13 protein-coding genes are annotated in these 13,250 nt (G+C 61.3%); 11 read left to right on the forward strand and 2 right to left on the reverse strand.

The features are described 5' to 3' along the window. The first annotated feature begins 16 nt into the window (after positions 1–16). The 4 genes from SNAS_RS17765 (at position 17) to SNAS_RS17785 (ending at position 5,404) form a co-directional block, all read left to right on the forward strand. On the forward strand, positions 17–400 hold the full coding sequence (locus SNAS_RS17765; protein ID WP_013018835.1) for a hypothetical protein: 384 nt from the start codon (positions 17–19) through the stop codon (positions 398–400). 383 nt (positions 401–783) lie between these two features. Further along, entirely contained in the window at positions 784–4,479 is a 3,696-nt protein-coding gene (locus SNAS_RS34160; RefSeq protein ID WP_169313896.1) for an NACHT domain-containing protein, read from the forward strand. Between the two features lie 257 nt (positions 4,480–4,736). Further along, the gene (locus SNAS_RS17780) at positions 4,737–5,081 is read left to right on the forward strand and encodes a hypothetical protein (RefSeq protein WP_013018837.1); all 345 of its coding nucleotides are present in this window, start codon (positions 4,737–4,739) and stop codon (positions 5,079–5,081) included. Beyond that, on the forward strand, positions 5,078–5,404 hold the full coding sequence (locus SNAS_RS17785; protein WP_041625021.1) for a DUF6881 domain-containing protein: 327 nt from the start codon (positions 5,078–5,080) through the stop codon (positions 5,402–5,404). Before SNAS_RS17780 ends, SNAS_RS17785 begins: the two co-directional genes overlap by 4 nt. Positions 5,405–5,761: 357 nt before the next feature. Here the strand turns inward: SNAS_RS17785 and SNAS_RS17790 are convergent, their stop codons facing one another. Beyond that, positions 5,762–6,190: a hypothetical protein gene (locus tag SNAS_RS17790; protein WP_144300550.1), complete on the reverse strand. Its 429-nt coding sequence runs from the start codon at positions 6,188–6,190 to the stop codon at positions 5,762–5,764. A 273-nt stretch (positions 6,191–6,463) separates the two neighbouring features. Then, positions 6,464–7,507 (reverse strand): hypothetical protein, encoded by a 1,044-nt coding sequence (locus SNAS_RS17795; protein ID WP_013018839.1) that lies wholly within the window; start codon positions 7,505–7,507, stop codon positions 6,464–6,466. Between the two features lie 273 nt (positions 7,508–7,780). Between SNAS_RS17795 and SNAS_RS17800 the strand changes: the two genes are divergently transcribed. The 7 genes from SNAS_RS17800 to SNAS_RS17825 all read left to right on the forward strand — a co-directional run bounded on the left by SNAS_RS17800 (position 7,781) and on the right by SNAS_RS17825 (position 13,184). After that, positions 7,781–8,968 carry a DUF932 domain-containing protein gene (locus SNAS_RS17800; RefSeq protein ID WP_013018840.1) on the forward strand — a complete coding sequence of 396 codons (1,188 nt, stop codon included), beginning with the start codon at positions 7,781–7,783 and terminating at the stop codon, positions 8,966–8,968. A 72-nt stretch (positions 8,969–9,040) separates the two neighbouring features. Then, positions 9,041–9,313, forward strand: a complete 273-nt coding sequence (locus tag SNAS_RS35240; RefSeq protein ID WP_144300551.1) for a hypothetical protein — start codon at positions 9,041–9,043, stop codon at positions 9,311–9,313. Positions 9,314–9,484: 171 nt separating this feature from the next. Next, on the forward strand, positions 9,485–9,754 hold the full coding sequence (locus SNAS_RS17805; protein ID WP_013018841.1) for a hypothetical protein: 270 nt from the start codon (positions 9,485–9,487) through the stop codon (positions 9,752–9,754). 541 nt (positions 9,755–10,295) lie between these two features. Continuing rightward, positions 10,296–11,063: a hypothetical protein gene (locus SNAS_RS17810; protein ID WP_013018842.1), complete on the forward strand. Its 768-nt coding sequence runs from the start codon at positions 10,296–10,298 to the stop codon at positions 11,061–11,063. 425 nt (positions 11,064–11,488) lie between these two features. Next, positions 11,489–11,851, forward strand: coding sequence for a hypothetical protein (locus SNAS_RS17815; RefSeq protein WP_013018843.1), 363 nt, complete (start codon positions 11,489–11,491; stop codon positions 11,849–11,851). Between the two features lie 68 nt (positions 11,852–11,919). Then, a complete protein-coding gene (locus SNAS_RS35835) occupies positions 11,920–12,264 on the forward strand; it encodes a hypothetical protein (protein WP_013018844.1) in 345 nt (114 codons plus the stop codon). Positions 12,265–12,350: 86 nt separating this feature from the next. Next, positions 12,351–13,184, forward strand: coding sequence for a hypothetical protein (locus SNAS_RS17825; protein ID WP_013018845.1), 834 nt, complete (start codon positions 12,351–12,353; stop codon positions 13,182–13,184). The last annotated feature ends 66 nt before the right edge of the window (positions 13,185–13,250 follow it).

The raw sequence follows: 13,250 nt of genomic DNA on the forward strand, positions 1-13,250 counted from the left end.
CAAGAAGGAGAAGCCCTTGTCCACACCCACCACCGCCGAACCCTCGATGTCGGCCGACAAGCCCGCCGGGGGGCAAACCGGCGACCTATGTCGCCGAATTCTGGCCATCCACGAGCGGGTCAGCAACGCCAGCACGGAGCTCAACCGCCTTTTCAGTCAGACCAGCATCGAGCTGTCCCAACTGCTGGCGGGCGGATACCAACTCCACAGCAAGACTCTGGACATGGGGATTGACGACGTCGCATTCCAGCTACACCACATGCTCGTCACCCTCTCCAACGTCCAAATCGACGTCTCGCGCGTCACCGACACTGCCGCGAAACTTCCCGCCATGGCCAAAGCCTTCGCACATGAGCGCCAGATCGACCTTGACACGGCAGAAGACCCACCCACGTCGTAAATCGGCACCGGGAGTCGCTTCGTTCAGTTCGTCACCGCTGTCAACCACGCGGACACCGAGTTGTACGAAACTTCATCCGACCACCGTTCTGACCTGGCACAAAACCGACGGCGACATCTTCGTAGCCATCGAGAAACAGTGGGTGCATCAGGTTTGGGATTAGAGGGCCCCGCTCCCACGGCCTCCGCCCCAGACCAGACCATCTGCCGCCGCAGGTCGATGACACTGGTTGCCCCTTGCAGCATCGAAACCGCGACGTGCGGGGATCACCGCCATGTCATGACGAGGCTGCCGGATATCGGGGTTTGGGTCTGGTGTGGAGTAGTGGCAGTGGGTTAGCCTGTGGGGCAACGGGAGTTGTCAGCCGTGGGATGGGTGGTCGCGTGGAGCCGGTGTGGTCGATGGTGTTGGCGGGCCTGGCTGGCTGGGTTATAAACAAGGCGGGCGACTCCTCGACGCGGTGGATGGGCGGCAAAGCCAGGAAACTGTTGTCCCTGGCCGATTTGTCGCTGGCAGAGCGGGCGTTGGCGGTAGCGGTCCGCAACGGGGTGCGGGAAGCGACGCAGTACGTGTACAGCGGCGATGCAGACCGTGCCGAGCATGTGGCCGATTCTCTGTTCCAGGTACGTGACGAGGCGGCACTGCCGTTGGTGGACGGTGGAGAGGTCGATGAGCTTCCGGTGGCGGTGCGCGATTGGATCGCCGAAGCCCTGTTCCCGCCACGCGACGACGATAGGCCGAATGCCGAAACGATCGCGCAGGCCGCGGGTCATGAGCTGCTTTCGCCGTTGGTGGCCGCGATCGTGCACCACATCCGCTACGAGGCCATTCGGGGCGGCAAGGTGTTGGACGCGTTCTGGCTCGAGCACTGTCTGACGGTGCCGAGCGTGCGCAAACATTTCGGTCCCGCCAAGAATGTGCAGGTTAATGCGGCAGAGATGGAGATCGTCGAGATCGTGCGAGCGCAGCGTGACGTCGCGGATCGGCTTCCTCATGACGTTGTCGAAGACGACTTCTCACCGCGCTTGTCGGAGGTCTTCGTGCCCCGAACTCTCAGGCGGGTCGCCCACAAACCAGCGTCGAACTCTAGATCTTCAGAGATGGATTCCGGGGTGGAGGTAAGAACTCTGGAATCGCTCGTGGATGACGTTAACGGTCGCCACATCCTAATAATCGGTGAACCAGGCACCGGAAAGTCGAGTGCAGCTCAACACATCGTGCGTTCTGCTGCAATGCGGTGGCTTTCGCCCGCACCTCACCCCAACCTTCGGCCGTCGCCGCCACTGCGGATTCATGCTGCAAAGCTTGCGCTTGACGAGCCTTTCGGCCGTCTGCTCGCGAAAGAAGCACAGCGCGTAGCGCTTCCAGTTGAGCCTGTCGACGAGCGATGGTTCACCGCACGTGTCGCGGGAGCGCGATGGTTGATCGTTGTCGATGGGCTAGATGAGGTAACCGACCGCGACGACCGCGATCGTGTCTTGCGGCAGTTGCAACGAGTAAGCGCGCAGGCAGGGGCACACCGCTTGGTGATACTCACTCGTAATCTCCCCGAACGAGAGCTGCAGCCACTGGCTCATGAGCGGGTGCATCGGTATAGCTTGGGACGGTTTTCACGTGACCAGCTCGAACACTTCGCCCGCCACTGGTTCAACCATTACCACCCTCAATCAGCTGACACCCTGTGTCGAAGTTTTATCGAGCTGACACAACAGCCCCATCTGGCGGATGTCGTGCGGGTGCCGTTGTTCGCATCAGTGGCGGCAGCGTTGCATGCCGCAAAGCCCGATCGTCAGCTTCCAACAAATAGGCTTCAACTGGTTGGGCAGTTCGTTGACGATGTTCAACGACCACCGAGACACTGCCGCGATCAGGATCATGTCATCACGGTTCCTGCGCGCCTTGCGTCGCATCTGAAACGCGACGAGGTGCCGCTACTCCTTCAACATATTGGGGTGCGCTACTTGGATGGCGCGGACTCATTGATGCAGATCGCCGAGGAGCGGCTGCTGGACAACATCGCCGGAGCTGAAGTACTTCCACGTGGGTGGAAGACCGACCTGCGGCATCTCCTTCTGCGCACTGGATTGTTTACTGTGGCCGGTACAGATGTCGCATTCATACACCGCGCTTTCGCTGAGTACCTTGCCGCTCAGGCACATTCTGCGGCACTTGCCGGTGGCGTCCAGAAGCTGAGTTTCTGGATTGACATGGCCAAGGATCCCCGAACGCAGAACCTGAGCGTTTACGTGCTTAGCCTTTACCTTCAACGCGAGCCCAGCAAGCAAGTCAAACTCATACGACAGCTTATGCGCCAACAGCAGGATTCAATCTTTACTCAACCAGCTCGTCCGGGGCTAGCCGCCGCTGCGCGTATGGCGCTCATGGGCACCATCATCGATGAAGACATCCGCAAAGCCGTCATCCGCCGTCTCGTAGACGAAGCAGTGTCCGCGCCTCGCGGTGATTGGGCTGACGTTGTCTTTGACCTTATCGCGGAATTCGGACCGCATCCCGAAGTCATTCAGCAAATTACTCAATTGGCAAACAACACCAGCATTCCGGTAAGCCGACGCGCCCAAGCCGCCGAATGCTACGGATGGGTGGTGAACCGACCAGAGGGATTGGCAATGGTGGAAACGCTTTGCGTGGACGCCACACGTGGCGCCGCACTCAGAGTGGCTGATGCGCTTGATGCCCTGTCGGGTGAACACCACCCAGCGGCAACCCAACTATTGACCAACCTCGCGACCTCAACCGTGGCTCCTCTGACATCGCGTGTAGATGCCGCACGTCGCCTGGCAATACGGGGATTGACAAAGGAAGCAGCCCGGGTTTGTGAAGCAATCATGCAGGAGCCATTCGACAACAGTAATATTTATGGCTGGGTAGCCGAACTCTGGCTAGCCCTCGAGGGAGAATCAGCAACAACCCGCATTGTCGAGCTCGTCGACTCCGAAAATGTAACGCATTGGGTGCGTGCCGATGTGTGCAGAGAACTCGCACGCCAGGGATCCGTTGCGTCAGCACTAGAAATTGCCGTTAAAATACTCGAAAGCCCAGAATCTCAAGGTCACGATGACATGATCACTGAGATGGTTGAGGCTTTGACACAAGCTGACAGCAAGTGTTGTGAGTCTCTAATCGACACCGTCTTGGCGCAGAAATATAGAAACTTTGACGATACTGCATGGACAGTGCTTCAAGGTTTTCGATCTGCCGACGGCCTAGCCAAGGTTCCCATCGCAATCGAGAAAGCGGCCATTGGAATCATCACTCATCCCGATGCACGAGCCTTCAAAATTCGATTTGCCGCGCGAGAATGGCTGCAAGCCTGTGGCCAAGACGCCTGCACGCAGCTACTCGAGATTGCAGCACAGCAGCAACAACACACATCAACCATCAAGTCGGAGATCGCCGCTGCAGTCACTGAGCAAGACCCTGGGATGGCTGTTCAATTGGCGCGAGCTGTACTTGCTGATGAAACCGCAGACCTGGAGGACATTGCCTCGGCGGTTTCGGCATGGCTCACAACAGACAGTTCAAGAGCCCCTGATATCCTCAATTGCCTGAGCGATTCCCATCACAAGCACATAAGTGTACGTGTCCAAGTAGCTCAGTGCTTTATTGACTACCAGGCAACCGCGTCGGCTAAACCGCTTTTCGAGTCCGTCTTGACAGATCCGTTGGCGTCACTGGAACACAAGACCAAGATCCTAAAACTGTGGGGTAAAGCTACAAACGACGAAGGCGTTCGGTGGAGTCTCACGCTCATACTTGACGATGATTCACTGACCGCCGAAGAAGCCGAAGAAGTCATCGATACTCTAAACGAGACTGGCTATAACCATCTCACAACACCAGTATGGCAACGGATCCTGATCGATCCCGACGCGAATGTTCCCATACGTCTCAATGCTGCCGACTACCTGCGCGAGAGCGCACCTGACGCTGCGATCGCCACTCTGAAATCCGCCATCACCACTGCACCACCCACCTACGAGACGGAACGACTCAAACGACTTCTCAAATGGATAACAAACTTACCAACCCGAAAGACCAGCCCAACCACAATCGAATAGCAGCAGTGCAGCATCCGAACCTCACCTTCCACGCCAAGATGGGATCTCAGACATCTGTTTGATCATCAGCGTGCCGCGGCGCGAAAGCGGTGTCGACATCCGGACATAGTTGTCACAATCGGCGGCTTCATCTCCGACCTCAACCGAGTTGGCGCTTTCTCGCCAAACGCGGCACTCCGGCCGGAGTATTTCTCGCATCGAGCGCGTTCCATGACCGCACTCCCTACATTGTCAGTGGTGAGCGCCATCATGACGACATGTCCAACCTAAACCTAACCACCGGCGGTGTCTGGCGGCTCCTCCGCGGTGACCAGGAGATTGCCCGGCTGCGCGTGACCGAAACCGACATTCCCTGGATCAACGCCAACGTCGAGACACTGCCTGGCTTTGAAGACTTCCGTCCCCTCTTCGCTGAGCAACAGCGGGCTGCTGACAAAGAGGACTGGGAGCAGGCCGACGCCTGCTACGCCCAGGTCCGCGGCGCGCTCACCATGACGTTCCCCGACGACGGGCCGGTCGCCGAGTTCATGCTGCACATCCACGACGACGGCACCGCCGGCTGGCGCTGGCTCGACGAGCTCTTCGATGCGGTGAACCCGTGACACGCTGGATTCGATGTTTCTGGGACGAGGAGGCCATCTGGTTCTACTGCGAGCTGGACACCGATGGGTACGTGACCCGCCAAGTCGAGCTTCAAAAGCCCGGAAACGAGGCATTGGCTGCTGCCTCGCTGGCCGAATGGCAACAAGCCCAACAAGACGGGCGGCTAGCCGAGTATGAAAGCGTCTACGGCCTTACCGCCGAACCGCCCATCTCGGAATGGGAGGGGCACGACCCGCAGTGGTTGTCGGCCAGCGATTTCGAGACAGTTTGGGCAACAGCCCGTCAGCAGATCCAAGACCGTCAGCATCGACATCCTCGCTGAAATCGCACCAGCCTCGGCCCGGATTCCCGGGAACCGACAGGTTGATCTGGACGTTTGAAGCGAGCACCGTCCCGACCTACCTGTCGCATCGCAGGTCAAGACTTGAGTGTCCGGCAACCTCCATCGGAACTGACAGCAGACGTGTGCATTCGATCGGTGCCCGGCACCACGCGCACAACTTGCGTTGCACGTTCGGCATCTGTCGACGGTATCGGGGCAGCCCGCGCGCGGCGGTGTCATAGATACCTTAGTACTACCCGAAACATCAGTGACGATTCAATGGCTACACGGGCTTAGCCCCACTGTCAGGTCCGTGCGGGGTCCGCCATTACCATGCGAAGCAACGCACACGGCTGCTCAGATCAAGTACAGGGTGAGGCCGATCAGCGCCACCGCCACCGCGAACCCAAGCCCCACCAGCACGTCAAACACGGCACGCCGGAATGGCTCGTCCAGTATCACGGCGTGGCTGGCTATACCCAGCACGTGCAGACCGACAGCGCCAAGCATCGCCAGCCCCGCGTTCACATGGTCAGGGAGCAACAGCATGCCCGCCAGCGCCCCGCCGAGGATGGGCACGCCGCTCATCAAACATCCCTGGCCGATTCCCTCCTTGACCAGCCCACCAAGGTCCAGGATGGCGTCAACGGCTTTGCCCGGATACCACTTCGGTTCCTCGTCGGCGTAGTACCGCCAGCGCTCGGTTGTGATCGCCAAACCGTTGTGCACCAAACCCAGCAAAGCCAACAACGCCAGGATTGTCGCGATTGGGGTCATGTCACGCATCCAAGTGATTGTGGCAGTGGGGGCCGCCGAACCGGACATCCGCAATGTGTGTTTGGACAGATGGACGCATAAGCGTTCGCGCCCACGTTACGTGCTCCCGGTCAGAGCTTCGGGCCCCGCAACCTTCGACCCGAACTGACACGTACTGTCAGTTCCAGGGGCCTTGTCGCTGTCCGGACCAAGGCACCGTTCGATCCACAATCTACAGACAGCGCTGGCGTGGAGGCCTCTCTGCCAGGCCATGTCTGCTCGTGCGGTCTGACCATTCGATGCTTAGTCGTCGCGGAGCTTTGTCAGCAGTTGCTCCAGTGTTCCTGCGTTCAGCTTGACTGGGACCTTTTGCGTCAACGCTGTCTCGAGGTCGTTCATGATGGTCAGTTGGCGACTGGCGTGGGCGGCCTCGTCGGTATCAGGGCGAGATTCGATCGTGCGCCGCAGTTCGTCGCGGTCGGTGCCTGGCGCGATGTCCGGGAAGGCGGGCAGCAATTCGTCGCTGAGCACTTGTCGTCGCAGTTGCGACAGCAACCGTCGGGTGACTTGAATGGACACCGGCTGCGGCACATGTTGGCTCAACAGGGCGGCTAGATCGGCGACCGATTTGTAGGGCTGCGACAGTAGTACCTCGCGCAGCATGTGGGTGGTGGGGCGTTGGCCTTGCGGACGGCCACCGGGACGGTGGCGACGGTTCTCGTTGCATGTCCAGGCTTGCGAGCGCCTCCACCAGTAGACGTTGCCGTTGCGCGCGGGTTGGCTGTCGACGGGCATGGGGAGGTAACCGTCGTTGCCAGAGCGCCAATCAGGAAGAGACCAGGTGACGTAGGTGTTCATCACAGATTCCGAGACCTGGATTTCGGTGGCAAATTCCTCCACACCTATGAGGTCGTTTGGGTCGCCGCGTCGGATACGCGTGGGTGGCTGCTGGTGGTGCTTGTAGACCAACAGGTCACGGATGCGAAACAGTGGCTTGGGTTTGCCACGCGAGGCCGCGGGCCGGGTGTCGGCGGGTTCGGGCCAGCCGCGTTTGGCGCGTTCTTTGGGGCTGGAGTACACCTTGGCCGTGGACACCGGCATGTCCACCACCGCCGCGGCTTCTTCGACGTCTACGCATTGGTCCAGGAACAGGCGGTAGGCGGCGATGTCCTCGCGATCGTAGGCAGTGGCGGAGGTGGCCAGTGGCTCCGGCCAAAAGTAGGCGCGGCGGCGTTCGGGTTGCGACCAGTACCGCGCCAGTTCCAGGGGAAGTTCCACTGTGCGGGCGGCTTCTTCCAGTGTCATGGGCTGGGGTGAGGACACGGGGGCTGGCGTGTTGCCGGTCATGGTTGTCCTTCCTGTCTGGAGCGGGTGCCGTCACGCAAAATACTTGAATAATACATTTTTAGCTAGGCTGCCCCAATGGCATCCTCGGCCAGCATCACCCGGCGTTGCCACTCATGGTGACCTGCGGTTTTTATCGTTTCGTGACCTCAATCGGAAGGCGGTCGCATGGACAAATACACGCAGAAACACTATTATTTAATTAGTTCATTTCGGGGATTGCCCCCCGATCCGAACCATCCGAAAACCCCGTAGCACTCGCGAAAGGACAGTGACATGGATGCGGCCTTCGACGTCAACGACGCGTTCGCCCAGGCCAAGCTCGACCAGATCCGCGCCGCCGATAACCAACAAGCCGCCATCGCCGCGCAAGTCGCCCGCGGCGACCTCCAGCCCCTGGGAGGCGACACCTACCGCGTCATGACCGGGTGGGATCGCGGCGAGATCATCGCCTACGACACCGTCCAGGGCATCATCGCCCACCATGGACTGGACACCACCACCGGACAAGCCGCCCTGTACAGCGCCGCACCGCCCTGGCACGGGCTGGGCTGCTACATCCCCGGCGGCACCCGCGACATCGACGAAGTCTTGAAACTGTCGCGACTGGACTTCACCGTGCACACCACCCCCGCCTTGTACCAATGGGACGATCAGCTGCACACCCACCCGGACAAGTTCCACACCCTACGCTCCGACACGGCCGCGCCGTTGGGTGTCGTGGGATCCAAGTACCACACGGTGCAAAACCGCGAATGCTTCGAGTTCTTGCGGAACCTCGTCGAGTCCTACGACGTGGTGTGGGAGTCGGCCGGTGCGGTGCGCGGCGGGCGCCGCACCTTCGTGTCCATGCGGCTGCCCGACACCGTCACCGTCGACGCCGCCGGCATCAACGACACCATTACCCCGTTTGTGGTGGTGTTCAACTCCCACGACGGATCCTCATCGATCACCGCCGTGGTCACCCCGTATCGGCCGGTGTGCGCCAACACCGAACGCCTGGCGCTGGACAACGCCTACACCTCGTGGAGCATTCGCCACACCGAATCGGCCATGCATCAAATGCGCCAAGCACGCCGCACCCTGAAAATGTCGGTGAAGTACTACGACGAGTTCGCCGCCCAGCAAACCACGCTGGCACACCATGACATGGTCATCGACGAGTTTCGCGCGCTCATCGACGAGTTGTGGCCGCTTGAACCCAACGCCACCAAACGCGGCAAGACCAACGCCAAGAATCGGCGCGAGGCCTTGATGGCCCAATGGGACACCGAATCGCGCCGCTGCGGGTCCACCTTGTACGCCGCCGAGCGCGCCATCACCGGCTACATCGACCACGACAAGCCCCGCATGCTCGGCAAGTTCTCCACCCTAAACGCCGCTAGGGCCACCGCGATTGTCGAAGGCCGCGACGACGGCCTCAAGACCAAAGCCCACAAAAAACTCATGCTGCGCGTTCGCTGACCGGTTCGTGGAGCGCGCTGTGCGCGCTCCACTCCCCCACGCCACCATCTGTTTCACACTTAGGACTACACAGTGGATGAAATCTTGCACGCGGTGTTGGTCGGAGACAACTGCACCTGTCCGCGCGCCGCATGCGGCGGTGCCATGCGCGACCGCACCGGGTCGTACTGCCCCGACCATGACGGCGCCTGCGTCAACATCTGGCACCGCGCCTCCGACTGCCCTAGCGATCCCGAACACCGCGCCGCAGCGCGACTGGCCGAACGATACTGCTTCTTGTGCGACGACTATGGACACCCACCGGCCGTAGACTGCCTACCCCGCGATCCGCGATCCATGTTCTGATCCGACCATCATAGACACGCAACGAGGCAACGGTGGCGAGCGTCACCGCCGCACGTCCACACCCGCGCTGACGACCGTAGACGACTCAACGTTGAAACACTATTATTTAATTAGTTTGGTGTCGCGCCAAGCCGGCCGAAAACCCCACCACCACCAACAGAAAGGTCACCTATGGACATTCTGCCGATCCCCGACGACGCCGCGGGCACCATTCCCGCCGCAACGCAACATCGCCTCACCGAGTTGGCCGCGCAACTCACCGCTGACGTCACCTGGGCCGCCAGCACCGCCACCGACGCGTTGAAGCAGATCCACACCGACCAGTTCCACAAGGGATCCGAAAATCTGGGCGCCGCCGCACGCATCATGACCACAGCAGCCACCTCGGCCAGCGTGCTGGCCGAGGTCAGCCGCACCATCAGCGACATCGTGGCGACATAGCACCACACCGCATGTGGCCCGCACCGTGAATCGGTGCGGGCCACGTCGCTGCTTCGACATGGTGCCGGGCCACGCGTGACCCGGCACCGGCGCCGACACCACACGGGGCGCTGCCCGCCCGTTTCCAGCTGCCTCATCCCGCATCACCCGAATACGCCAGTCGCCCCGCACCGAAATGCGCCACCGACATTTCCGCGTTCCGCATTCAGGCAGCGATCAACAGTCGGCCGCGTCGTCAATATCAACCATGTCCCGAGGCCACCGCCACGCACGCGCCCGCAGGATCCCGCAAGCCCCCGTGACCGTCACTCGCCAGCGACCGCATCGGTGCCGAAACCCCACGACGGTCAGGCTATTATTAGATACCCTTGCTCGGGGTGGTTTACCGGCGCACCTGGGCGAGTACACTACGACGCGATAAACATGCCCCTTTCCTTTGTGGGCTGTCTGGTTTATCACGGCGGCTGGTCCTCTTCGCCCCCGCACCTCGGTGCGGGATTGGACCAGCCGCCACTGCCGTACTCGCATCCGAAAGGCGCACATGGCCACGCCGCGCAACACCATCACCCGCGACATCGATGGCGAGGCATGCACCGACTTCGACGGGGTCTGCGCGATCCTCGACCGCGCGCCCTCCACCGTGCGCACCTACATTCCCGCCAATCCCGACTTGCTCGCCCCCGTGCGCAACGGCACCTACATCGACGGCCGCAAATGGTACCGCCTCACCGGTGTCCACGCATTCGCCGACATCCTCGCCGCCAAGACACACGCCAACAAACCTCTCTCCCCCACCCCCGGCGGTGACCCCGAAGACATGCTTAGCCGCGACCAGGTCGCCCACGTATGGCACGCCAGCCCGACCACCATCACCCGCTACGCCAACAAGGCGCGACACCAATGGATCAAACGGCATCCGCGTCCACTCATGCCCCCGCCGCGCGCCGGATACGATCCCGACCACCCCTACGCCTCCGGCCCCGCCCATTGGGAATGGCGCCGCCGTGACATCGTCGAGCACCCGCGCCCCGGTCGCGGCGCCGCCGGCGGCCGCCGACCCTCAGCCCCCGCACCACCCCCGCCCACCGCACCTGAGGCCTTGTTGGATTACCGCCAAGCCGCCCACGTCCAGGGCATACCTGTGGCCACCATGCGCACCAAACTCGCCCGCGCCAAACCCCAATGGATCGCCCAACACCCCGCCCCGTCGATGCCACCACCTGATCACGGATTCGACATCGACAATCCCGACGCGTCCAAGCCCTCACAATGGCGCTGGTATCGACGCACCATCGACCCCACCGCCTGAAACCCGCACCCGAGCACCCTCGCCGCCCATTGGCGCGGCACATTAGGAGCCCCTCAGCGCCACATCGGACCGTGCGCATTCTCCACTAGTGGACACACCTGGTCGCTCGTTATCCATCCGGCCATTGCACGCGCTGTGCACCCGGCAAAGCGGTAACGCCGACAGGCACAGCGCCACGCGCTCGTCGTACCCCACATGGCCGCCACGTGCTGGCCTCCCGGCAGCGTTCAGGTCACAACGACGCCGCGTCCATCATCCTCCGCTCGCAACGAGATCGATATTCCACAATAGACTCCTGTGTCGATAAAGTCGTCATTCACCAGCCAAACCACTAGACAATCAACACTGGTTAGGCTATTATTAGATATGTCAACAGGGAGGCGAAGCCCTAACGACACCAGACACAACACAAAGGAATAACAACCATGAATGACCCCCAGAGGTACCTCCACCCCGGCACCCTCACCGCCGCCCGCCCATGGGCCGACGGCTCCCAATTCCCCAAACCCTGCGACGGCATCTGCCTCGAAACCGTCCAGCCCGAAACACCCGACACCTACTACCTCGTGTGGTTCTACACCATGGCACCACCGGCAGTCGGCATCTCCGTCCAACCCGTCATGCCTCACGAGATCACCATTAAACCCGACGAACTGTCCACACTGGGGTTCGTCAGACTGACGCGACTCCTCCACGGTCTGGCCATGTGGAACCGCCGTGAAGGCAAGGCCGCGCTCAAAGCGATCACCAAGACCCTGGCAGACATGACCTACGGCACCCAGCCCTAAGCACCACCATCGCGGTGGGGGAGGCGAAGCCCCCACCGCGCACCAGGCACAGCACAAAGGACACCCCCATGCACGCCCACCTGCCCCCCGCCACCCTCGTCGTCGTCACCTCCCCCCACTCCGCCCCCACCACCACCGCGCACGGCCTGTACCTCGCCACCCACCACCATCCCGAAGTCGGTGCCTATCACATGGTGTGTCTGCGATACCAATACGCGCCCCCGTACGGCAGCCGTATCCAGGCCTATCCCCGCGACGAAGTCGCCCCCACCCCACACCACCTGTCCAGTCTCGACATCTACGACATGTTGGAACTCAAAACCACCCTCCACCACTGGGGATACCCCGAGGCCCTACCCACGATCACTGCCATCAACAACACCCTCAACCACATAGCACCACTGCCCACCTAAGCAACCGAGCCCAAGTGTTCGGTTCCGGCAAGGGACGGCGAAGCCCTTGCCACCCCACAACCAGAAAACACCACAAAGGATAAATAATGTTTCGCATCAACATCCCTATCCCTCCGCCCAACGAAAGCAACGCACTCCTGGCACGCAGCGCCGCCGCCGCCACCCACACCTTCAACCACCCCGACGCCGATCCGCAATCCGAACGCACCCACCCCGCCGGCTACCTCGCCACCGCGCTCATGCACCTGTCGGATCAGCTCGTCGACGACAGTGCCGGGTTCGCCAACGAAGCCCTACCCGCAACCACACTGGACTGCGTCGACGAATTCAACAAGGCCAAGAATCAACGATGCCCCCACTGCCACAGCCCTTATATCGAATCTCGCGCATGGCACGAGCCATGCCCCACGTGCGGACAACCCGCCCACAGCGCCGAACCCCGCACCACCACCCTGTCACTGACAACACACCTCACACCCCCCAAACACACTCACAGCATCGCCAACCGCAACCAAGCCGAACAGGCCGCCAACGCGCTTAACGCGTTCATGGTCGAGCAATCAAACGGCCACATGTCGCCAGACATTCAGTCGCTGCTCCGACACGACCAAGAAGTACTGACGATCATCGTCGCCAGTGCCTTCAAAGGCATCATTCACCTGACGCGCAGCCATGACCTCAGTCCAGCAGTTGTCATGGCCGCAGCGATCGCGCGATATGCCCAAGACATCAACAACGAGACCCAAGAGCTTCGCGACACCCCCCGCATGCGTGGCTGTCTCCACTGTGAACAAATCGTTACCGATCAGTTCCGCTGGCACGAAAAATGCCAGTCGTGCCGCGACGCCCACAAAGACGTTATATCCATCCTGCGTTGCCTCACATGCGACAACCCCGACGAATGCACCGGCCACCATTAACCCGGCTAACGCAATCCCCCGGTGACCCCGAGCCAACACCGGCCCGGGGTCACCCCTCGTGCAAGC

The organism is Stackebrandtia nassauensis DSM 44728 (assembly GCF_000024545.1).
In the GTDB taxonomy this organism is placed as follows: Bacteria; Actinomycetota; Actinomycetes; order Mycobacteriales; family Micromonosporaceae; genus Stackebrandtia; species Stackebrandtia nassauensis.